The sequence below is a fragment of the Turicibacter sp. HGF1 genome (assembly GCF_000191865.1).
GTDB lineage: Bacteria > Bacillota_I > Bacilli_A > MOL361 > Turicibacteraceae > Turicibacter > Turicibacter sanguinis.
In genome coordinates, this window is the sequence record NZ_AEXQ01000059.1 from 1 (window position 1) to 21,767 (window position 21,767).

The 21,767-nt window shown below is 34.6% G+C and carries 22 protein-coding genes; 8 read left to right on the forward strand and 14 right to left on the reverse strand.

From position 1 onward, the window contains the following. Window positions 1-231: 231 nt before the first annotated feature. Both rpmF and HMPREF9402_RS05220 read right to left on the reverse strand, forming a co-directional pair. Entirely contained in the window at window positions 232-411 is a 180-nt protein-coding gene (rpmF, locus tag HMPREF9402_RS05215) for a 50S ribosomal protein L32 (protein WP_006783624.1), read from the reverse strand. An 11-nt stretch (window positions 412-422) separates the two neighbouring features. After that, a complete protein-coding gene (locus HMPREF9402_RS05220) occupies window positions 423-944 on the reverse strand; it encodes a YceD family protein (RefSeq protein ID WP_006783625.1) in 522 nt (173 codons plus the stop codon). A 198-nt stretch (window positions 945-1,142) separates the two neighbouring features. Between HMPREF9402_RS05220 and HMPREF9402_RS05225 the strand changes: the two genes are divergently transcribed. The 4 genes from HMPREF9402_RS05225 (at window position 1,143) to HMPREF9402_RS05240 (ending at window position 5,399) form a co-directional block, all read left to right on the forward strand. Next, window positions 1,143-2,336 (forward strand): nucleotidyltransferase, encoded by a 1,194-nt coding sequence (locus HMPREF9402_RS05225; RefSeq protein WP_006783626.1) that lies wholly within the window; start codon window positions 1,143-1,145, stop codon window positions 2,334-2,336. Between the two features lie 66 nt (window positions 2,337-2,402). Next, the gene (locus HMPREF9402_RS05230; RefSeq protein ID WP_006783627.1) at window positions 2,403-3,422 is read left to right on the forward strand and encodes an Mrp/NBP35 family ATP-binding protein; all 1,020 of its coding nucleotides are present in this window, start codon (window positions 2,403-2,405) and stop codon (window positions 3,420-3,422) included. 136 nt (window positions 3,423-3,558) lie between these two features. After that, complete coding sequence (locus HMPREF9402_RS05235; RefSeq protein ID WP_009606766.1) at window positions 3,559-4,830, forward strand: helix-turn-helix domain-containing protein; 1,272 nt, start codon at window positions 3,559-3,561, stop codon at window positions 4,828-4,830. A 362-nt stretch (window positions 4,831-5,192) separates the two neighbouring features. After that, window positions 5,193-5,399 (forward strand): hypothetical protein, encoded by a 207-nt coding sequence (locus tag HMPREF9402_RS05240; RefSeq protein WP_006783629.1) that lies wholly within the window; start codon window positions 5,193-5,195, stop codon window positions 5,397-5,399. Window positions 5,400-5,432: 33 nt separating this feature from the next. Here HMPREF9402_RS05240 and HMPREF9402_RS05245 read toward each other — a convergent pair whose 3' ends face one another. From HMPREF9402_RS05245 to HMPREF9402_RS05290, 10 genes are all read right to left on the reverse strand, one after another. Beyond that, entirely contained in the window at window positions 5,433-6,023 is a 591-nt protein-coding gene (locus HMPREF9402_RS05245) for a YtxH domain-containing protein (RefSeq protein WP_009606770.1), read from the reverse strand. Between the two features lie 54 nt (window positions 6,024-6,077). Next, window positions 6,078-6,341 carry a hypothetical protein gene (locus tag HMPREF9402_RS05250; RefSeq protein WP_006783617.1) on the reverse strand — a complete coding sequence of 88 codons (264 nt, stop codon included), beginning with the start codon at window positions 6,339-6,341 and terminating at the stop codon, window positions 6,078-6,080. Window positions 6,342-6,373: 32 nt separating this feature from the next. Continuing rightward, window positions 6,374-7,687: a UDP-N-acetylmuramate--L-alanine ligase gene (gene murC / locus HMPREF9402_RS05255; protein WP_009606783.1), complete on the reverse strand. Its 1,314-nt coding sequence runs from the start codon at window positions 7,685-7,687 to the stop codon at window positions 6,374-6,376. Window positions 7,688-7,816: 129 nt separating this feature from the next. Next, window positions 7,817-10,141, reverse strand: coding sequence for a DNA translocase FtsK (locus HMPREF9402_RS05260; protein WP_006783615.1), 2,325 nt, complete (start codon window positions 10,139-10,141; stop codon window positions 7,817-7,819). A 121-nt stretch (window positions 10,142-10,262) separates the two neighbouring features. Then, on the reverse strand, window positions 10,263-10,577 hold the full coding sequence (locus tag HMPREF9402_RS05265; protein ID WP_006783614.1) for a thioredoxin family protein: 315 nt from the start codon (window positions 10,575-10,577) through the stop codon (window positions 10,263-10,265). Next, window positions 10,564-11,646, reverse strand: coding sequence for a hypothetical protein (locus tag HMPREF9402_RS05270; RefSeq protein WP_006783613.1), 1,083 nt, complete (start codon window positions 11,644-11,646; stop codon window positions 10,564-10,566). The genes HMPREF9402_RS05265 and HMPREF9402_RS05270 overlap by 14 nt, the downstream gene beginning before the upstream one ends. A gap of 63 nt (window positions 11,647-11,709) precedes the next feature. Then, window positions 11,710-12,225: a DUF84 family protein gene (locus HMPREF9402_RS05275; RefSeq protein ID WP_009606763.1), complete on the reverse strand. Its 516-nt coding sequence runs from the start codon at window positions 12,223-12,225 to the stop codon at window positions 11,710-11,712. A gap of 12 nt (window positions 12,226-12,237) precedes the next feature. Further along, window positions 12,238-12,891, reverse strand: coding sequence for a tRNA (guanosine(46)-N7)-methyltransferase TrmB (gene trmB / locus HMPREF9402_RS05280; RefSeq protein WP_006783611.1), 654 nt, complete (start codon window positions 12,889-12,891; stop codon window positions 12,238-12,240). A 168-nt stretch (window positions 12,892-13,059) separates the two neighbouring features. Beyond that, entirely contained in the window at window positions 13,060-13,863 is an 804-nt protein-coding gene (locus HMPREF9402_RS05285) for a PHP domain-containing protein (protein ID WP_009606748.1), read from the reverse strand. Window positions 13,864-13,908: 45 nt separating this feature from the next. Further along, window positions 13,909-14,643: a pseudouridine synthase gene (locus HMPREF9402_RS05290; RefSeq protein ID WP_006783609.1), complete on the reverse strand. Its 735-nt coding sequence runs from the start codon at window positions 14,641-14,643 to the stop codon at window positions 13,909-13,911. A 109-nt stretch (window positions 14,644-14,752) separates the two neighbouring features. Between HMPREF9402_RS05290 and HMPREF9402_RS05295 the strand changes: the two genes are divergently transcribed. After that, the gene (locus HMPREF9402_RS05295; RefSeq protein ID WP_009606774.1) at window positions 14,753-15,754 is read left to right on the forward strand and encodes a hypothetical protein; all 1,002 of its coding nucleotides are present in this window, start codon (window positions 14,753-14,755) and stop codon (window positions 15,752-15,754) included. Between the two features lie 32 nt (window positions 15,755-15,786). On the opposite strand, the gene HMPREF9402_RS05300 is transcribed toward HMPREF9402_RS05295, so the two are convergent. Together HMPREF9402_RS05300 and HMPREF9402_RS05305 are read right to left on the reverse strand one after the other, a co-directional pair. Continuing rightward, window positions 15,787-16,185: a hypothetical protein gene (locus HMPREF9402_RS05300; RefSeq protein WP_009606741.1), complete on the reverse strand. Its 399-nt coding sequence runs from the start codon at window positions 16,183-16,185 to the stop codon at window positions 15,787-15,789. A 43-nt stretch (window positions 16,186-16,228) separates the two neighbouring features. Beyond that, the gene (locus HMPREF9402_RS05305; protein ID WP_006783606.1) at window positions 16,229-17,875 is read right to left on the reverse strand and encodes a putative polysaccharide biosynthesis protein; all 1,647 of its coding nucleotides are present in this window, start codon (window positions 17,873-17,875) and stop codon (window positions 16,229-16,231) included. Window positions 17,876-18,008: 133 nt separating this feature from the next. Between HMPREF9402_RS05305 and HMPREF9402_RS05310 the strand changes: the two genes are divergently transcribed. From HMPREF9402_RS05310 to HMPREF9402_RS05320, 3 genes are all read left to right on the forward strand, one after another. Further along, window positions 18,009-18,515 carry a gamma carbonic anhydrase family protein gene (locus HMPREF9402_RS05310; RefSeq protein ID WP_006783605.1) on the forward strand — a complete coding sequence of 169 codons (507 nt, stop codon included), beginning with the start codon at window positions 18,009-18,011 and terminating at the stop codon, window positions 18,513-18,515. 63 nt (window positions 18,516-18,578) lie between these two features. Beyond that, window positions 18,579-18,797: a small acid-soluble spore protein SspI gene (sspI, locus tag HMPREF9402_RS05315; RefSeq protein ID WP_006783604.1), complete on the forward strand. Its 219-nt coding sequence runs from the start codon at window positions 18,579-18,581 to the stop codon at window positions 18,795-18,797. A gap of 744 nt (window positions 18,798-19,541) precedes the next feature. Continuing rightward, window positions 19,542-21,752 (forward strand): LTA synthase family protein, encoded by a 2,211-nt coding sequence (locus HMPREF9402_RS05320; RefSeq protein WP_006783603.1) that lies wholly within the window; start codon window positions 19,542-19,544, stop codon window positions 21,750-21,752. Window positions 21,753-21,767: the final 15 nt, after the last annotated feature.

The window sequence follows — 21,767 nt, forward strand, 5'->3', positions numbered from 1 at the left end:
ATTATTTCTTATCGTATGGTCTTTGCTCTCGCCTCGACTACCATTTAAGGATAACTCCGCCGAGCACGGAGTATAGTTGCACTAAAGCGGTGAGTTAAGTCACTTAACACCATAAGGAAAAGCCCCATCATTTGAGGATACCCTCTTCGAGGGATGGGGACCCCACAAACAAAAACCAGAGCATTTCTGCTCTGGCTCCAAACCTTTATTAATGGGCCCATTAACAAAGTATTATTCTTCAGTTTTTACTACTTCGCGTCCTTTGTAAGTTCCGCAAGTTCCACATACACGGTGAGATAATTTCATTTCTCCACATTGTGGGCAAGCTACCATACCTGGTACTTCTAATTTGAAGTGAGTACGACGTTTACGTTTTGCAGTTTTAGATGTTCTTCTTTGTGGTACAGCCATTTTGACACCTCCTAATTATCTTGAGTATCATTTAGCAATTTTGATAAAACTGCTAATCGAGGATCTATTTTTTGAACAGGTTCTGATTCGTGCAAATCTTCTTCTGATTCGAATTCGATCCCTTGTTTTTTCATTTCTTCGTAAGCACCTTCTTTTACGACACGTAAAGGTTTCTCTAACATGATATTTTGTAAGATAACCGGTGCTAATTCGACAGTTGTTCCAGTTACTAGGATTTCATCGTCACCTTCTTCATATAGAGCACTATCTAAAACGAAGATCTCAACTGTATCAACGCTAAATGGATATTCTACATCTTCAAGTGTTAATGCACACGGTAATGTCATGCTTCCTTCAATATGAAGGTTGAACACTACTTTTTTACCTTGTAATTGTCCAGTTCCTGTGACTTTAACTTTCGATAGTTTACGAATTTCATCATGATGCTTCACAACATCTGAAAAATCAACTAATTCGTCAATTTCAAAGATTTGTGAACCTTGTTTTATAAGCTGAGCGATAGCCCATTTCATTACAATCACCTCTAATTGCAACAGACTACATTATACATACTTTTTTCTTCATTGTCAACAACTCAAATCAAAAAAAGATGTCGTAGTCTTACTAATCTTAATTTTTTATGTCTAAGCCGACACTTAACCTGAATATAACCATCCATCATATTAATCTCAATGCATCTTTGATATAATAATGAATAGGAAGGTGATACCATGAAGGCCACTGGCTTAATTGTTGAATATAATCCGTTTCATAATGGACATCTGTATCATTTAAAACAGAGTTTAAAACAATCTCAAGGAGATGTATTAATTGTCGTAATGAGCGGGCATTTTACTCAACGTGGCGAACCAGCCGTCATTAACAAATGGGAACGTACAAAAATGGCTTTAGCAAATGGAGCTGATTTAGTGATCGAGCTTCCATATGTCTTTAGTTGCCAGCACGCGGACCTATTTGCTAAAGGGGCTGTTTCTATTTTAACACAAATACATGCGAATGACTTAATTTTTGGTAGCGAAAGCGGAAAAATTGACGATTTAAAAAGATTGGAGTCTATTTCTAAAAGTGAAAACTTTCAAAAAGAGCTTCAAAACTTCATTAAACTTGGGGACAGTGTCCCACTCGCTCATCAAAAAGCGTTAACCTCTTTAAACTTAGATACGACACTCGGAACACTGCCTAATAATACCCTTGGGGTTTACTATATTCGTGCCGTTAACGATTTAAAGAGTAATCTATCCGTCAAAACCATCAAGCGTCTTCATAGTGATTACCATGATGTGTTACCTACTCATCATGAACTCTCGAGTGCTACCTCAATTCGTCATTTAAGAGAAACAGGGCAACCTTATGAAAACTATGTTCCCAAAATAGTGCATCAACTTTTAGAACAAAATTATGAACTAACCAAGACCTATCACACGTGGGAATCTTATTTTCCATTCCTAAAACAGAAAATTTTAACCCTAACGCCTAGGTCTTTAAAAATGATTCATGACGTTGAAGAAGGAATTGAGCATCGTCTATACGCTGCCATGATGGATAGTACAGATTTTGAAGACTTTATGAAAAAAGTTAAAACAAAACGCTATACTAGAACAAGACTTCAACGAATTTGTGCTAACATTTTGACGCATACCACAAAAGAATTGGTACAGGAATTAGACAAAGGAGCGCCTTATATTCGAATTTTAGGCGCTTCATCTAAAGGAAGACAGTATTTAAAACTTCATAAGAAACAAATTAACGTGCCCATTTATAGCAAATTTGATTCAAAGGGACATCCGTTCTTACTTCACGAGCAGGCGGTAACAGCTGCTTATAGTTGTATTTTACCCGAACCTCACTGTACAACTCTCATTCAAGCGGAATTTAAGAATTTCCCGATTTTTTTAAAGAGTTAATCATTAACTTATTTTAGGATTTTGGTGTATAATGAGCACAGAACATTAACAAAGGAGACATCGGTCATGAGTTTAAAAGATCAAATTAAACAAGCATTAGAACAACTAGTTGATCCTAGTACAAATAAATCTCTTGGCGAAACACAAAGTATTCGTCATTTAGCAGTCAACGAAGAGGATTCAATCGTCACATTAATTGTGGCTATCGATACATTAGGCGGATCAGAAGAAAAAACACTAAGCCGTCAAATTGCAAAATTAGTTAAAATTGATTATAAATTCAAAGGAATCAAGTTACAATTTGAGCAACTTCCGAAATCAGAGGAAGAAACACCATTAAATGAAAAGAAAACACAGTACATCGCCATTACATCAGGTAAAGGTGGCGTAGGAAAATCAACGGTTACGGCGAACTTAGCTGTTGCTCTCTCTCGTTTGGGTAAAAAAGTTGGAATTATCGATGCTGACATCTACGGTCCTAGTATTCCTCATATTTTTGAAATGGAGAAAACAGGATTTGAAGTGGATGCCAAAAATCGTATCTACCCACCAAAAGCTCAAAACATTCCACTCATCTCAACAGAGTTCTTCTTAGAAAATGATGAACCTTTAATGTGGCGTGGTCCAATGCTTAATCGTATGTTAAATCATTTCTTTAATGATGTCGTATGGGATAAAGATCTTGACTTTATGTTAATCGATTTACCTCCAGGAACAGGAGACGTCGCAATTGATATTCAAAAATTAATCCCAGAAGCTCACGTAATTGTAGTTTCAACTCCTCACCCAACGGCTTCTCATATCGCTGTTAAATCTGGTTATATGGCGAAATCATTGAAACATAACATCTTAGGGGTTGTTGAAAACATGTCATACTATCCAAATCCAGTTAGCAACACGTTTGATGCCATCTTCGGTTCTGGTGGTGGAGAAAAAGTGGCCACAAAATTAGGGGTTGAATTATTAGCACAACTACCAATTGGTCAACCACAAAACGGACAATCTCAATCTATTTTTGGAATGGATGAAGAAATCGGTCTAGCTTACTTAGGGCTTGCTAATAAAGTAATTAAATCTTTTAAATAATTTCAAAAGAGGGATGATGGTACATCATCCCTCTTTTTTCATCAATTTTATCCATGTTCATAGCAAATTTATCTATACCATAATTCGATAAAGCGCTTTAAAATTAAAACTATCTTGAATATCCAAGGAGAACGCTATGAATTATTATAAAAATGCCTTACAAGTACTTGAAATGAAAATTAATTCCCCAAAACCAATTTCTCATGTTGGGTTAACCCTTCGAGAATCTCGAATCAGGCAACATCAAACGCTCGAATTTGTTTCAGATAAAATTTGTACTCCTGCAACCTTATCCAAAATTGAGTTAGGAATGATTCACCCTTCTCCTAAAATCCTTCAAAATTTACTCAAGCGCCTAACTCTGGATTCAATCCCTGACATAAAAAAAAGTCCCCATCATGACTGGTTGAGTTCATTTCGATTAGTCCTTGATCAAGGTAACCTCCATTATTTAGAATCTATCTATCAAATATCGTCCGAACCGTACCCTTATCAGACGGTATTAAAACAATTCGTGATTAATCTGACTTTATCTCATTTGAATCAGATTCATCTGACCTACGAATACTTATTAAATTTTCAACCTTATATGTCCCTCGAAGAATGTCTCCTCTTCTATCACTTTGTTGGAGTCTACCATTTAAAACTTAAAAACCTAATATTAACCATTAAATATTATCGATTAGCCTTTAAACTTAGTCAGCACTTAAAACTTGAAAATTCACTTCTCTCTTTACACTTAGCCCAATATTATTTCAATTTCAATCATTCCATTCAAGCTATTCATCATCTAAACGATGCTCTCCAAGGCTTTTCAAGTCGATATTTAATGAAATATACCCTTGAATGCGAGTTGCTCTTATGTGAGGATTACATCAAAAATCACGTCTATACGAAGGTTCCTCCCCTCATGTTTAAGCTTTATCATCAACTAAAACTTGATGATCCTTTCCATTACCTTAATCGATTACTAAATTTGATGGGCGACTATTATTTCAAGATAAAAGAATACAATCAAGCCGAAAGATATTATAAAAAAGCGCTATTTTCAGAATCAACTGCACCCTCCTCATTAATGAAATTACTCCATTTATACTATCAGTCAGCTCAATCAACAAAGCAAGTATCTCTGATACAAAAAGTTAAACTAAATAAAGATTTACCTCAAGAAATCATTTATTTGATTAAATACTATGAATTCTTAACTCATGATCCTTATGGTGACTTATTTCGAATTTTTCTACTTAAAGAGGCAATCCCTGTCGCCATCCAATCAGCAGATTTCCATCAATATGAACGTTATGCCACTGCTTTGATTAATCTCTACTTAGAAAAAGGAAAATATAAGATGGCCTTTCAAACACAAGACAAATTATCCAAATACCATGAGTCACTTCTCCTATCCTAATTTTTAATTTTATCTCTCGTGCCAATTACGACAAAAATTACTTTTTCATCATTATATAATTTAACTACATTAATCCCCACCATATAAAACAGTACTATCTTGATGTTTTTCAAATCGGTCTCAATGATTAGATTCCTTTAGTACTAAGATATTCTATCATCGAGGAGTTTCCCCATTAGAAGGAAAAAACTAAAGACCTTGTGGCTACTTAACCTAGGCACTCATCTAATAAAATGTGGAATCAAATCGTGTGGGGAGCTTCTTGCCCTCAAAGAGGTATCCTCTACTGGTAGGGAATTCAAAAGTTTTTCAATCATAAAAAATACATCTGGATTCATCTTGAGATAGGAGTGTTTGATACGATGAAAGAGTTATTCATACAATACTGTTATTCACAAGAACAATGGGGATTATTCGATCCTGACGTTGATGACTTTATCTTTTATGCTAATTCAATTACAGGCGTTACCACGTATGCCTATGAACTAGCTCCATTAATTAAACCATGTCAAATAAAATTTATCCCACAGTATCTACTCACTAGTTTCACTATTTTTGCAACTTATTAGAACCAAAATAAAAAGGTAGCTTTCGCTACCTTTTTATTTATTGTCAGTCACTTCTTTTTTAGCTTCAAGCGCTGCTTGACTGACAGCATCTACCATATCAGTCGCCACTTCTTTTGTTGTATCCGCCACATTTGAAGCAGCTACTTTTGCTTTATCTTTTGCATCAATGGCTACTTCTTTTACTGTTTCAACAACATTTGATGCAGCTTCTGTTGCCTTTTCTTTTACATCTTTCGCACCGTCTTTAACAGCATCAATCACAATGGTAAAATCATCTTCTAAATCATCACCGAATGATTTGACCTCGTCTTTCACTGTATCTTTTGCTTCTTCAACACGAACAAGCATATCATTTAGCTTTTCTTTGACATCATTCACTTTGCTTTCTAACTCTGATTTTGAGCTTTCCCAATCAAAGTTATTGACTAAGTCTTTAATTTCATCTAATTTCGCTGTAAAACTTTGTTTCACATCTTCAATTTCGATATCTTTAATTTTATTTTGGATCTCGTCTACTTTGTTTAATAACTCTTTTTGCATTTCTTTACCTGATTTTGGTGTTAATAAAGCCACAGCCGCTGCACCCATTAAGGCACCTAATACAAATACATTTCTTTTTTTCATTTAGATACACCTTCCATTCTTTTTTAAATAAGATAACAAATTATAGTTTATGTATTATCGTTTCATTTTATTTACGAATGAAACAGCTTTAAAGACACCTTGTCCATTTGCGACCGCTTGTGTCACATAGTTTTCGACAACTTTTGTTTTTTCTTGTACATCTTCAACGATTTTAGAACTTTCATTCACTAACGTCGTAGATTCATTCAATAAACGAATTAAAGATTTTAGTGTAAAAACAAGATAAACGGTTAAAACAATTAAACATGTCATAATAACTAAAATTAATAAGTCTGATAACGTGATCGTAAATGTCATAAATTCCCTATCCTTTCAACTCTCCTAGGACCTTAACGTTTAACTCTCCAAGGTAATTTTGTATAAGCATCCTCATACTTCTTAATATCTCCAGCTCCCATAAACACCACAACTGAGTCTTGATGTTGTTGTAATTGTTCAACTGTTTCCTTTTCAATTAAGTTGGCATGATGACATTTGTCAATTAATGTTTGGATACTTACACTCCCACTACTTTCTCGAGCTGACCCAAAAATATCAGTTAAATAAATGTGATCAGCTAAATTTAAACTTTGTGCAAACTCATCAATAAAGGCAGCGGTACGTGTAAAAGTATGAGGTTGGAATACTGCAACTAAATCACGGTCTGGGAATTTCTGGCGAACTGCTTTTAACGTTGCAGCAATTTCCGTTGGATGATGAGCATAATCATCAATAATAATTTGTGTATGGTGTTTCTTTTGGGCAAAACGTCGTTTAACACCTTCAAATAATCTTAGATCTTTATCAATGATTGAAGCTTCTAATCCTTCTAAATAGCAAACAGTAATCACCGCTAAACTATTTAATACCATGTGATCTCCGAAAAATAGCGTGTTAAAGGTATGATAAAATTCACCATTAATAAACACATCAAAAGCTGTTCCCTCAGCCGTTTTTAAAATATTTTTAGCGACTACATTATTATGTGACTCTAGTCCATAAGTCATCATATTCGTTGAAGTTTGTAGTTTTTTAACTTCCGGATCATCACCACATGCAATGACCATTTTTTTGGTTTGATTTGAAAAAACATTGAAGGCATCTAAAACGTCATCAATATCTGTAAAGTAATCAGGATGATCATGTTCAATATTCGTAATAATAGCATAATCAGGTCGATATGCTAAAAAGTGTCGTTGATATTCGCAGGCTTCAAAAACAAAGAAACGACTATTTTCTACACCTTTTCCTGTTCCATCTCCAATTAAATATGAAGTTGGATAATTTAAGCGTAATACATGTGCTAATAACCCAGTTGTTGTTGTTTTTCCATGAGTTCCCGCAATCGCAATCGATGTAAAATTAGAGGCTAAATCTCCTAAAAAATCATGATAACGAACACATTTAGCACCTGCTTGTTTCGCCTGAATCACTTCCACATGGTCATCTTTAAACGCATTCCCAATAATCACAACCATATCTGGTTCAATCTTTGATTTTCCGAATGGATATAGGGTGATTCCCTTTGCTTCTAATCCAATTTGAGTAAATAGTTTTTCCTCAATATCTGATCCTTGAACATAGTTCCCCATGTCATATAAAATATGTGCTAACGCACTCATTCCTGAACCTTTTATCCCAATGAGATGATATCTTTGACTCATAATGAATCGTCTCCTATCTCGCTTTAACGATTATTTCTTTTATATTATATCACTTCTATATTATTTGGAAACCGCCTTTTAGTCAAATGTCTGACCTAAAGGCGGTTCAAAAATAAGGGTATTTAATGTTTAAATCCGTGTCTCATCCATCATTGATTCGAACTCTTCACGAGAAATCAAAATCTCACGTTGTTTATTTGATGAATTAGGTTCTCCAATCCATCCATTTAAGACAAGGGTATCAATGATTCGAGCTGCACGATTATAGCCTATCGCCATACGGGTTTGTAAGGAAGACACTGTTGCATATCCTTTTTCGAAGAAAAATCTCATAGCATCTTTTAACATGGGATCACAATCTGTCTTAATCCCATTACTCCCTTTTTCAAACACTTCATCTTCAATTAAATATTGAGGTTTCCCTTGATTTTTCACAAACTCAACAACAGCATCAATTTCTTCATCTGATACATAAGCTCCTTGAACACGTTTTGCCTTTGATCCACTCTCTAAAAGAAGCATATCTCCGCGACCAAGTAAATTTTGAGCTCCCATGTCATCTAATATGACACGAGAGTCATTTCCTTGGGCTACAGCAAATGCAATACGACAAGGAATATTTGATTTAATCGTTCCTGTAATGACATCGACCGTTGGACGTTGAGTTGCCACTATTAAATGAATTCCAGCTGCACGAGCTTTTTGCGTAATACGCATGATATAATCTTCAACCTCTTGTGCAGATACCATCATTAAATCAGCTAACTCATCAATAACAATCACAATATATGGAAGCTTTGGATAGGTCATTTCAAATTCATGACGTCGATTATTAAAGGACTTAATGTCTCGTACTCCATTACTTGCAAATAATTCGTAACGACGTTCCATTTCATCAACCGCCCACTTTAATCCCATCGCTGCCTTTTGGGCATCAACAATCACCGGTGTCACTAAATGTGGAATTTGATTATATGGAGCTAACTCTACACGTTTAGGATCAATTAACATAATGCGGACATCTTCAGGGCTTGCTTTCATTAAGATACTAATGAGTAAGGTGTTAATGCAAACACTTTTTCCTGATCCCGTTTGCCCTGCAATTAATCCATGAGGCATTGTTAAGATATCAACATAAGTGGGTTCCCCTGCAATATCTTGTCCCAATCCGATACAAAGCGGGCTTTCATGTAGCATGAACTCTGGAGTCGATAAAATCTCTTTCAATCGTACCATTTTTCGTTTACGATTTGGAATTTCAACCCCTATAATATTTTTTCCTGGAATAGGTTCAATTCGAAGTTCTTCCACCGATAAACTTAGTTTTAAATCATTATATAGACTTGATATTTTGCTAATTTTAGTTCCTGCCTCTGGTTGAATTTCAATCTGAGTCACGGTTGGTCCTTGTGTAAAATCACCTGTTAGACGAACTTTAACACCAAAATCATTAAAGGTTTGTTCTAAAATATCCATTTTACTTAAAATCCAATCGTCATCTGAGACTAGCTCATCATCTGCATCACTTAATAATGACGCATTAGGTGTTTCATAATAAGTGACCGTTTGTTCATCATCTTCAATCAGTACACTATCTAGGACTTCATCACAGAAGTTCTCATCTTCAAAAGAGTCAATGTCATCTGTCGTCTCTTCTAAGTCATGCAATGGAGTTTCAACTAAAACGACCTCTTCCGCATCACTCGGCATTTGAGAGGGTGTTATGATAATTCCCGCTTCTGTTTGTTTAATTAATGACGTCTTTACTTCAATCTCTTCTTGTTGATGATTAGTTAGATTCTTAATCACCTCAAGCGATGATTCTTGATCTGATGTCTGTGTTGTTGGCGATGAAAGTTGTAAATCATTTTTTGTTTCATCTGCTTCCAACGTATTAGAGTTTGACTTAACTGTATCACAGGGACAAACAAATAATTCATCCTCCGGATTCGTTAAGACATCTAAAACCTCTTCTTCTAACTTTTCAATTGAACTTAAGTTGTTTGTAAGTTCGGCAGTTCCCATTTCTTGATTTTCGTACTGTTGTAAATCATAGTCTAAATCACCTTGATTCGAAAAGGCATTCATTGCATCTTCAACTGTTTCAACAACAGATGATGTTGAAAACTGATATTGTCCATATGCTAACTGAACATACTTCGGCCTTTTTTCCCGACGTCCTGTTATAGGTGAAACAAATTCAACGGGTTTAAATCTTGATGATTTGGGTGAAGAGGTTATTTTAGTTCTTTCTGCTTTTTGTTTCGTAACAGGCAGTTCGATTTCATCTTGCTTCATTACCTGTTTATGACTCGACGATGTTCTCACTATAGTCGATGATGTTCTTATTTCTTTGTTTTCTAATTTTGGTTTTGATGGTGCCTTTTTAGGTACTAAATCTAGTTCATCGCCAAAACCAATTTTTTCAATATCAAAGATTGTACGTTTTTTCATATCTTCACACCCTAAATTACCCAATTGTTTACTCTTAATTATACATGAAAAACCCTGTATTTCACAAGATTGGAAAAAAAAATCACCGATGATTTCCTCGGTGATTTTTATATTTTTTGAATTAAACTAAAGATTCGATAAAGTCTTCAATTTGTTGACGAGTTTTGCGATCTTTATTGACAAAGCGTCCTGATTCAACTCCATTATGAAATGCCACAAAACTTGGAATTCCAAAAATATCAAGTTCTACACATAAATCCATTAAATTATCACGATTCACTGTATAGAATTTAAAATCTGAATATTTTTCAACAATTGCTGGCATAAATGGTTTAATCACCATACAGTCTGGACACCAGTTTGCTGTAAATAATACAATGGACTTACCATTTTGAATTAATTCTTTGAATTGTTCAATACTATTAATTTCCGTCACTTGTATTCCCCTCTTCTGTTGCGACTGAATTTTGAGTTGAATCTTGTGTTGTCTCTGTAAATTCGCCTCTTTTTTCAGTGCTAAAATCAAAATCAATAACATGTTCGCTTTCTACAGTCGAAAGTTCCCCATCCGTGACAGGTTCCATATTTGTTTCAACATGGCCCGACTCATCCATACTCATTGCAGGAACCTCTAGGAGAGTTGAACTTTTAGCATCTGCTGCTTCAGATGTCTCAGGAATGACTTGATTAGTCCCTGTCGCTACAGTAGCTGTAGAAGTTTCTGGTTGTGTACTCTTAACAGTTTTCGCGACTACTAACATATTATAAGTCATATAAGGTGTTTCTTCGTAATCCACAAGAGCAGATAATTTAGTGCCATCTACAAACACAGTTAACAGATACTTTTCTTCCATTTTAACTAATTGAACAAATCCATTTTGTTCACCATTGCTAAAGTTTTTATAAAAGACTTCTTGACCTGCGGATTTATTTTCATCACGAAGCAAATAGTAAGTATCCATGTCTTGACCAATAATATTATACTGATTATTATAGTGCATTATAATCTCATTGTCTTTATATTTAATAATATCATTGACACCAAGTGAATATAAATACTTAAATTGGCGTGGTGTATGATAAGTAATGCTATCATTTTTAGTATTAGATTCCATCACTGAATAATGAAAAGCAGAGTCAATACTCTCTTGCATTTTTGTCTCAAAATTAGCTTCAGTAATCATCGGACGTGACATCAACAATAACCCCACACTTAATCCTGTAATGACTACGCCACTAAAAATGGTCGTGAAACGATTTAACATACGTAAATCATGAGGTTTTATTTGCGTCTGTAAAGGTGTTGTATATGATAGAGAATCGACTTTCGATTCTGAAATTTTCGTTTTAAATCGATCAATTTTTAATCTGTTTTTTAGATTCAGAGCTTGTAATTTTCGTTTCGAAGAGTTGGTAAACTCATTTAGTTGTTGCTTAATTTGGTTTGATGTCGTGTTAGATTGATGCTTGGAATTAGATTTAACATCTTTATTTTGTTTCGACAAAAAATCGCCCCCTTTTAGCATAATACAACTTTATTATACCATAGAGAGCGATTCAATCACAAATTATAATTTTTTACATTCTTGAAGATATAAATATTGTCCCCATAAAAGTCGAATAATATGCGCAAAATTTTCTTTACGACCATAAAAATCAGCCGTTAAAATTCCAATAGCCCCTTCGTTAGAACGAACATCGACACGATTTGAATATGCATCAATCACTTCACTAAGTTCTTTTCCTTCTTTCAATGGAGTTACCAATTCTATCGGTAAAGGTAAACGTGTTCCTCCAGCATAAAACACTTGTTGGTCAGACGTTTTTAAAACACCCCAATTTACCAAATAATAAATGCCATTAAGTTCCTCAACACCTGCTTCAAGTCCAATCCCAATATCACCATGAAGACAGGCTAAAGAAGCACGATTAAAAGCTCCTTCCACCGTTTCCTGATCACTAAACGGTTGATTTGACACACCACTTTCTGTTTCTTCACCTATGATTTCATGGCCAAATGGTTCTAAAACTTCTTTAGCGGCATTCACTTTTACTTTATTTGTTGATCCCACAATAATTTTCACAACATAATCCTCTTACTTTTCTTGAGCAAAAACAGCTTCTAAACGGTAAATTGGCTGACCTTTAGCACTAAATTTTTGTTCATATTCTGTCATCACATTCCACTCTAAATCTTCACGCTTATGTAAATCAAGCGCCACATCTTGTAAAATCATCCCGTATTGACTTAAGCTCGCTAACGAGTACTCGAATAATAGACGGTTATCTGTTTTAAATCGGATTGCCCCGTCTTCTTTCATAATCGTTTGATATAATTTTAAGAAGTTTTCATGAGTTAAACGACGTTTTGCATGACGTGGTTTTGGCCATGGATCTGAGAAGTTTAAGTAAACGCCTGCTACTTCATTTTCTTCAAAAATTTCTGTTAACTCATCTGCGTCAATTTTTAATAATTTCAAGTTTGGTAACTCTCCTGCTTCTATCACTTTTTCAAGTGCACGAACCATAACTGAATCAAACTTTTCAATTCCAATGAAGTTTAGATGAGGATTTTTTTGCGCCATTCCAATCACAAATTGTCCTTTTCCCATTCCAACTTCAATATAAAGAGGTTGCTCTTTTTCAAAAACGGATTGCCAATTCCCTTTTAATTCTTTTTCATTTTGAACCACGATATTTGGATGTGCTGCAATTGTTTCTGCTGCTCCCTTAACTTTTCGTAAACGCATATTATCACCGTTGCCTTTCTCATATCTCTAAATAGTTCCTACTATTTTTTACCTTTTTCATCAAAAATCGATATTTTCATTTTAGTTCGAGTCATATTGTATCACAACTTGCCTTAATTGTGAATGTTCCCTACCTAGCATTAAAAAAAGTGGATGACACATCCACTTTTATTTTTCGTTTAATTTAAATGGCAACTCTTCCATGACGAGTGTTCCAAACGGACGATTAGGTCCATAAGTAAAATGAAAATCTGATCCCGTCGTTATAATCAACTGATATCGATTCACTAATTCATCGATACGTTGATAATCTAACGCTTGATGATCGGGATGATATTTTTCAATCCCATCCAATCCAACTTCTACTAAATCTGGAATCATATCATACGACTTTGATTGTCCAGGATGTGCAATAACAGCAATTCCACCATCTGCTTTAATTGCTTTCACTGCATCACGCCCATCTACATACGTAATCACACGATCACAAAGTCCACCTTTTTTAAATAACGGTTTTAACTCATCACGTGTGTAACCTTTCTCTATTAGGACATCAAAAATATGTTGCTTATAAAAGGCAGTACTAGCTTTGGCCTTCTTTGCAACTTCTTCCATCGTTAAGTCATATCCCGCTTCAATCAACTGTTGAACTTGCCATTTCGTATTTTCATCTCGAAGACGATTCGTTTCATCTACTAATGCCTTAATATGAGGCGCCTCTAAATCAAAATTATAGCCTAAAATATGTGCTTTCACGTGTCTATTAAAATCATAAGCACTAATTTCAATCCCTGGAATGACCTCAATGCCAATCATTTTTCCTAATGCAATTGCTTCTTTGAGCCCCATAACAGTATCATGATTCGTAATCGCAACATGCGTTAAACCACGCTCTTTCGCTAATAAAAGGGTTGCTTCTGTACTTAAAGAACTATCTGAAATGTTCGTATGAACGTGTAAATCAGCACGCATTATTTCCACCTCTTCAGTTGATTAATTTAATCTTTTCAACAACTATTACTCTTGGTGTGCAAAAGTTAAAAGGGCTAACTCTTCATCTGTCAACTCACGATATTCACCTAGTTCAAGTGATTCATCTAACTCTAACCCACCAATAGCTAATCGTTTTAAATAAATAACTTTCCCGCCAACACTTGCAAACATACGCTTAACTTGATGGAATTTCCCTTCTGTGATACAAATTTCTACTTCAGTCCATTCATCATTTTTTTGCAAAATTTTCACTTTGGCGGGTTTAGTTGAGAACACCTCACCTGTTCCATCTAAAATTTCAACACCTGTTTCTAGTTGGTTTAGTTTTTCATCTGTCAACTCGCCTGTGACATGTGCAACATATCGTTTATAAACATCTTTTTTCGGAGAAATAATTTCATGGGCCAACTTCCCATCATTCGTTAACAACACTAATCCCTCAGTATCACGGTCAAGGCGTCCTGCAGGTGCTACATCAAACATTAAATAATAATCGTCTAACAAATCAATGACTGTGCGATATCTCTGATCACGAGTTGCACTCAAACAATCTTGTGGCTTATTCATCATTAAATAAACAAACTCACGATATTCCACGACTTCATCAAACACCGTCACACACTGTTTTGATAAGTCGACTTTAACTTTTGCATCTTTAACCACGACACCATCAACTTTAACTTCTTTTGATTTTAATAATTTCTTTACTTCAGTACGTGTTCCATATCCTGTATGAGCCAATAATTTATCTAAACGCAATGTTATATCCTCCAACTTTAATAATTAAACGGTTTTTACCCAAATTATCATAACACATTTACTTTTCAAATCATAGTATATAGTACCTGTAGAAAGGAGGGCTTCGCCCATGTTTGGTAAAAATAAAAAAAATGCTCAATCACCTATTGAAGAAATGGAACAATTTTATCTCAATCAATTTTTAAATAGCCCTAAAACACCACCCCAAGGAGTGAATAGAATGCAATTCCCTAATAATTTAGGTCCAGGGCTTCCAGGTTCTCAAGGATTTGGAGGAATGGGTAACCAACCTCAATTTAACAATTTCCAACCTAATCAAATGCCCTTTAATACTCAATCTCAAAATATGTTCCCTAGCAGTCAATCCTTTAATAACCAACCTCAAAACATGTTCGCCGGCAATCAATCCTTCAACAATCAACCTCAAAATATGTTTCCCGGCAATCAATCCTTTAACAATCAACCTCAAAATATGTTTCCCGGCAATCAATCCTTTAACAATCAACCTCAAAACATGTTTCCCGGCAATCAATCCTTTAACAATCAACCTCAAAACATGTTCCCTACCAATCAATCCTTTAACAGCCAACCTCAAAATCCGTTCCTAAATAATCAATCTTTTAATAACCCAACTCAAAATACATTTTCAAGCAACGAATCTCAAATTGATAGAAGTAGCAACTCATTTCCTGGGAAATATAATGAACTCACCTCTCTCATTCAACCCACACTTGACGAATTAGGTCACGAACCATCCACACTAAACTTACGTCCTGCCACTAGTCAACCTCAAGCACCGGTTCAAAACTATAACCAATCTCAACCTCAAGCACCTGCCCAAAACTATAACCAACCTCAACCTCAAGCACCTGCCCAAAACTATAACCAACCTCAACCTCAAACACCTGCCCAAAACTATAACCAACCTCAACCTCAAGCACCTGCCCAAAATTATTATCAATCTCAATCTCAAACACCTATTCAAAGTTACGAACCACTAGACGATTATCGTGATGAAGTTGATGAAATTTATAACCGTGTCGATAATATTAATATTCGTCTTCGTAAAGTAGAAAGTTATCTAGGTTTTAGACCCGATAACACCATTTAAAAAGGCTGTATCCATTAAGATACAGCCTTTTTTTATTCACGATAGATAGGATTTTCAGTTGAATCACCATACTCTTTCAATAAATTTTGACGGTATAGTTGATTGACTTCTTGCTCTAATGCTGCTTTTTGATCATCGGTTAAAAGTAATCCAATATCTTCAATCATTTCGGATACAATTTTCAAAGCCGCATCATAATCAACAGTAAGGGACGTACTCATCGTTGACTCCTCTTTGGGATTTTCATGATTTTTAAATCCTGACAACCATGTTTTCACATCACTACTAAACTCGCTTAAAGCATTTACGACATGAGATACCCGTTCCTCTTGAGATTGACTCATAGGATGTGATGAAGAGCCACTACCATTCATCATGACATAAAAAGCAACAACAAACCCTAATACAAAAAATAGAATTGCTCTTTTCATCCGATTCACCCTCATCAAGTTGAGAATATATCTACATTATTCCTTATTTTTTCTTAGATATGCGTCTTTTCAATGATTCAAGTGAAAATTTCGTTCCAAATAGATTCGTCAGTAAATCAAAATACCATGCTAAGGCGAAGTACACGCCTGCTCCTATAACACCTGTAATGGCAACATATAAAATCGAAAAAACATATCGTTCTTGATATGGAAGGATTTGATTTAAAATTAACTTCACTAAAGATACAACGATCCCCATCGCAAACACAAACACAAAAATCGCAACTAAGCGACGAGCCAGTGCTGTCAACTTAAATCCTGTCTTACGTTTAATGACATATAAACTACAACCAATACAGAACGTATAAGCCAGCATGGTTGATAAAGTCGCACCGTCTGCATAGAACATCGGGATTAAAATGACATTTCCAACATACTTAATAAGTAATCCCACAACCAAGAAAGCAATTCCATACCATTGCCCACCTATTCCTTGTAAAATGGCAGTGACAATACTATAAAGTGCCATAAATAATCCGAGTAATGATCCAAGTAAGAAAATTTGTCCTCCCATTTCATTATATCCCGGTGTACTTGAGTTAAAGAATAAAATATAAATAGGCTTAGCTAATAAAGACATCCCAACAACAGCTGGAACTGTAATAAAACATGTCAACTGAATCGCAAGCATTAAATTTTTACGAACTTGTTTCATATTTCCAGAGGTTAAATAGTGTGTTAACTCTGGAATTAATGGCTGCCCAAATGCGATAGCAAATGAAACTGGAATCATAATAATTTTATATAAGCTTCCACCATACATTCCAAAGGCTACCTCTACCTTTTCTGTCGGGAAACCACCTTTAAGCATATATTCATTAAATGTTGATTGATCTACCATTTGTAATAAACTAGTTGTTAACCCTAAAATAGCAAATGGGATTGCATATGAGATTAATTCCGTAAACAACTTCGTATAATCTCGCTCTTCATGCGGAACAGACTGTTTTAATAAACGGTTGAACCCTTTTACATTTTTCAGCCAATAATAGTACAGTGTCCCAAAAGCGATAACGCCAGCTAAAAAAGCAGAAAACACGGAAAAAGCAACCGCTTCTTCAGTTGTTCCACCTTTAATATTAATAATAAAGTAAGAACCCGCTAAAATAAAAACAATTCGAACAACCTGTTCTAAAAATTGTGAAACTGAAGTGGGAATCATATTTTGATTTCCTTGAAAGAAACCTCTAAAGATCGCCATTACTGGAATAATTAACAAAGCAAAACTTATCGTTTGAATCACCATCGTGACATCTTCGACCGAATTGGTTAGCTTACTCTCTCCTGCCAAAACATGCTGTGCATAAAACGGAGCTATATTATAAAGCAGTAAGAAACCAACACATCCTAGACCAATCATAAAATAAATACCATACCTAAACATTTTACGAGCTGTATCATACTCACCCGCTGCATTATACTTAGATACGAATTTAGCAATTCCAACAGGAATTCCGAGGGTAGATAAACTTATGAATAAAGAATAAGGTATATAGGCATATTGGTATAACGCCATACCTGATTCTCCAACTAACTGTTGGAATGGAATAACATAAAGGATACCTAAGAATTTAGTCAAAAACATACTAATACTTAAAACCATCGCACCCTTTAAAAAGCGATTCCCCATATCTTCGACCTACTTTCTACATCAAAACTCTTTCGTTTTTTAATGTCATACCTTATTATTTTACTATAACTCCTGAAACTTTCCAAACAAATTTAAAAAGTTACAAAACCTCTTAAAGAAAGGAAACAATAAAATGATTTCTTACCAGAATAATCTTCCACAAATTGATTCCACTGCATTTATCGCACATAATGCCACCCTTATTGGAAAAGTAATCTTGTCAAAAGAATCGAGTGTCTGGTATAACGCCGTCCTGCGCGCTGATTTAAATACCATTTGCGTGGGTGAACAAACAAACCTTCAAGAAGCTGTCTGCATCCATGTCACTAAAGAACACCCAACCCTCATAAAAAATCGTGTTACGATTGGTCACGGTGCTATTTTACATGGCTGTACAATAGAGGATGATGTTTTAATTGGCATGGGAGCTATTATATTAGATGGAGCCATCATTGAAACGGGCGCCATGGTTGGTGCCGGTTGCGTGGTACCACCTAATAAGAAAGTACCAGCTAATCACCTCGCCCTCGGTAACCCAATGAAAATCATTCGTCCTTTAACCGAATCAGAACTCAAGTGCAATATTGAAAATGCCCTCCTATATGTTGAACTTTCTAAAGAATATCAATCCCAAAAGTAAGGGTATAAGTTTTTTAGAATGTGAAATAATATAGCCGAAAGAACTATTTACGAGGTGATTATTATGAACTTTGACTTAAGAAAAGCTGTTATTGCAAACCTTGATGATTCTAATTACGATGAAATTCGTGAAACAATCATGGATGCTATTGAATCTGGAGAAGAAAAAACACTTCCAGGACTTGGAGTTATGTTTGAAATTTTATGGAACGGAAGTAATGATAACGAAAAAGAAAAATTAGTTTCTCGTATCACAGAATGTTTACGTCCAAAAGCAATTTAATTGTATGCTTTCGAATTAAAAAGTAGAGCAACTCTCGCTCTACTTTTTATTATGGCAAAAACCATATCCATTATTTAACAAACTCGTGTTTTTACAAAATTTTATTCCTGATAAAAATAATATCCTTATATATGTCTTTCTTTCTTCATTCCCTCATTATGTTTGGCTCTTCGTTTTTTATATTCTTTTGTAGCTTTTGGTCGAGTTCCATTTTTGAAGAGAATAGACTATTAACCCCAGTAAAGCTGTCTATTAAAATGTTAAAAATCTTTGATGATTTGAATCTATATCGACTTATGGAATCTAAAGATTTCCTTCACTTAATTATACAAATCGATTTTCTCCCTACTTTACCTCCTCTTCATTCTGTGAAAAGGAATCTATTTGGTTTCTTAATCTAAATTCCTTTTCACTCATTTTATTTACAAAAAACGACAAATATTCAACAAAAACTTAACCTTTCCTTAACAAAACGTTTACAATTTTTATGTTTTTCAGAATAACTTAAAGAACAATCTAAATATTTTTCAATAATTAAAAGCAATAATGAAATATTTTACTTTTTATGTATAATATATATTTGTGTTCTACCATTTCCTAAAATTTTCTATTTGATTTTATAGGAAGCCATTGTTAAAATGTCATTTAGGCTATCTATAGCCAAAATTAAATGGAAAATTTATCTTAATTTCACATCTTTTTGAAATTTGTTTCATAAAGATTATTAATTTATGGGGGTTTCAAATGAAAGAATTCATGAAGAAGTATTTTTATAATTTCTATTTTATATGTATCATCTCATCATTTGTTTTAAACTTTTTAATTGAGTCATTTAGTCGCCATTCTGTGGGTGCGGCCTTTCATTATCTAATAGAATCACCTGTTGTATTTGCATACAACTCGGCCATTATCTTATTAACCTTATCGCTCGTTCTTTTAGTACGTCGTAAAATTGCCTTATTCGCTTTAATTTCTATCATTTGGTTAGCGGGTGGAATTACAAACGGGATTGTGTTAAATAATCGTGTGACACCTTTTACGGCAAATGAATTAAAATTAATTTCTTCGACGTTTGATATTTTACAAAAATATTTTACAAAATTCCAAATGGGATTAATCGTTGTTGGAATCGCCCTTGCCGTTATAGGGATTATCGTGACTTTCTTCTTCGCACCTAAATCAAAAGAAAAAGTAAACTACAAAAAGAATTTATCAATCTTTGCCATTGGAATTGCTACGTTTACTTTCATCACAACGAGTGCAATTAAATCAGAAGTTATTGCAACATACTTTGGTAACATTGCCTTTGCTTACTTAGATTATGGGTTCCCATACTGTTTTTCAAATACGTTATTAAATACTGGGATTAAACGCCCACTGACTTATAATGAAGAAAAAGTAAAAGAAATTTTTAACAGTTTAAATGTCGATACAAATGATAACGAATTTGATGACTCAAGTTTAACGGTTAGTACCGATAACAACTTACAGGTTACTCAAAAACAAGCACCAAACATTATCATGTTACAATTAGAATCATTCTTCGATCCAACTTACATGAAAGATCTTGAGTTCTCATCAGATCCAGTTCCTAACTTCAGAAAATTAAAAGAACAATTCTCATCTGGATTCTTAAGTGTTCCGTCTATTGGAGCCGGAACAGCAAACACGGAATTTGAGACCATTTCAGGAATGAACCTTGAATACTTTGGACCTGGAGAGTATCCATACAAAACTATTTTACGTAAAACTACAGCTGAAAGTATCCCTTACGATTTAAAACAAATTGGCTATACCACACATGCCATTCACAATAATAAGGGAACGTTCTATACGCGCCAAAAAGTCTTTAAAATGTTAGGGTTTGATACCTTTACGTCAATTGAATACATGAACATTGAGGAAACAACACCACTTGGTTGGGCAAAAGATAAATACTTAACACAATCCATCGTAGATGCCTTAAATGCCACTGAAAATCAAGATTATATTTATACGATTTCGGTTCAAGGACATGGGGATTATCCTGATACACCTGTTGAGAATCATTCAACCATCACGTTATCTGGTTTAGATGATCCAGCTCGTTTAACGTCATTTGAATACTTTGTCAACGAAATTCATGAAATGGACCAATTCATTGGAGAGTTAATCAATGCCCTATCGATGATTCCTGAAGATACCGTCCTTGTGATGTATGGCGATCACTTACCAACGCTTGATATTACGGATGAAGAGTTATCAAATGGAGACATCTTCCAAACAGAATATGTCATTTGGAACAACTTCAACTTACCAAAAGAAGATGCAGATATCGAGGCCTACCAATTAGGGGCTCACGTTTTAAACCAATTAGACATCCATACAGGAACACTTGTTAACTATCATCAACAATTCCAAGATAGTGAAGACTACCAAGATAATCTAAAGTTATTACAGTATGATATGCTTTATGGAGACCAATACATTTATGATGGTATTAACCCATTTGAACCCACAAAAATGCAAATGGGAGTTAAAGATATTATCATTACAAACGTCTATAATGATGAAGAAGGAAACTTAATTGTTCAAGGTCAAAACTTTACAGACTATAGCCGTGTTCGAATCAATAAAACTGCTTATGATACGACTTATGTTGATCCTGAAACATTAATTGTTCCAAACTATACAATGGATGAATCAGAATCATTCTATATTCAACAAGTAACAGTTACAAACCATGTTTTAAGTACTTCTGAAAAATTCAAAATCGGATTAGAAGAAGAACAATCTGAACACTTTGAACAAGGATATACAGAAGGATATTCTGCCGGTGTTCAGGCTGCTCTTGAGGTACTTGGATATGATATTAACAACCTTCAATTAGATGGTATTTCGATTGAATCAATCTTAATGCCTCAACAAACAGATGAAACACAACCAACGGATACCACAACTGAAGACGTTCAATAAAAAAAGACTGAGCAT

Bases quoted from the DNA above. Each gene is read 5' to 3' on its own strand.
- HMPREF9402_RS05235 (WP_009606766.1), top strand. From the start codon at position 3,559: ATGAATTATTATAAAAATGCCTTACAAGTACTTGAAATGAAAATTAAT.
- HMPREF9402_RS05245 (WP_009606770.1), bottom strand. From the start codon at position 6,023: ATGAAAAAAAGAAATGTATTTGTATTAGGTGCCTTAATGGGTGCAGCG.
- HMPREF9402_RS05320 (WP_006783603.1), top strand. From the start codon at position 19,542: ATGAAAGAATTCATGAAGAAGTATTTTTATAATTTCTATTTTATATGT.
- HMPREF9402_RS05260 (WP_006783615.1), bottom strand. From the start codon at position 10,141: ATGAAAAAACGTACAATCTTTGATATTGAAAAAATTGGTTTTGGCGAT.
- rpmF (WP_006783624.1), bottom strand. From the start codon at position 411: ATGGCTGTACCACAAAGAAGAACATCTAAAACTGCAAAACGTAAACGT.
- HMPREF9402_RS05240 (WP_006783629.1), top strand. From the start codon at position 5,193: ATGAAAGAGTTATTCATACAATACTGTTATTCACAAGAACAATGGGGA.
- HMPREF9402_RS05295 (WP_009606774.1), top strand. From the start codon at position 14,753: ATGTTTGGTAAAAATAAAAAAAATGCTCAATCACCTATTGAAGAAATG.
- HMPREF9402_RS05225 (WP_006783626.1), top strand. From the start codon at position 1,143: ATGAAGGCCACTGGCTTAATTGTTGAATATAATCCGTTTCATAATGGA.
- HMPREF9402_RS05250 (WP_006783617.1), bottom strand. From the start codon at position 6,341: ATGACATTTACGATCACGTTATCAGACTTATTAATTTTAGTTATTATG.
- trmB (WP_006783611.1), bottom strand. From the start codon at position 12,891: ATGCGTTTACGAAAAGTTAAGGGAGCAGCAGAAACAATTGCAGCACAT.
- HMPREF9402_RS05220 (WP_006783625.1), bottom strand. From the start codon at position 944: ATGAAATGGGCTATCGCTCAGCTTATAAAACAAGGTTCACAAATCTTT.
- sspI (WP_006783604.1), top strand. From the start codon at position 18,579: ATGAACTTTGACTTAAGAAAAGCTGTTATTGCAAACCTTGATGATTCT.
- HMPREF9402_RS05305 (WP_006783606.1), bottom strand. From the start codon at position 17,875: ATGGGGAATCGCTTTTTAAAGGGTGCGATGGTTTTAAGTATTAGTATG.
- HMPREF9402_RS05285 (WP_009606748.1), bottom strand. From the start codon at position 13,863: ATGCGTGCTGATTTACACGTTCATACGAACATTTCAGATAGTTCTTTA.
- murC (WP_009606783.1), bottom strand. From the start codon at position 7,687: ATGAGTCAAAGATATCATCTCATTGGGATAAAAGGTTCAGGAATGAGT.
- HMPREF9402_RS05300 (WP_009606741.1), bottom strand. From the start codon at position 16,185: ATGAAAAGAGCAATTCTATTTTTTGTATTAGGGTTTGTTGTTGCTTTT.
- HMPREF9402_RS05310 (WP_006783605.1), top strand. From the start codon at position 18,009: ATGATTTCTTACCAGAATAATCTTCCACAAATTGATTCCACTGCATTT.
- HMPREF9402_RS05230 (WP_006783627.1), top strand. From the start codon at position 2,403: ATGAGTTTAAAAGATCAAATTAAACAAGCATTAGAACAACTAGTTGAT.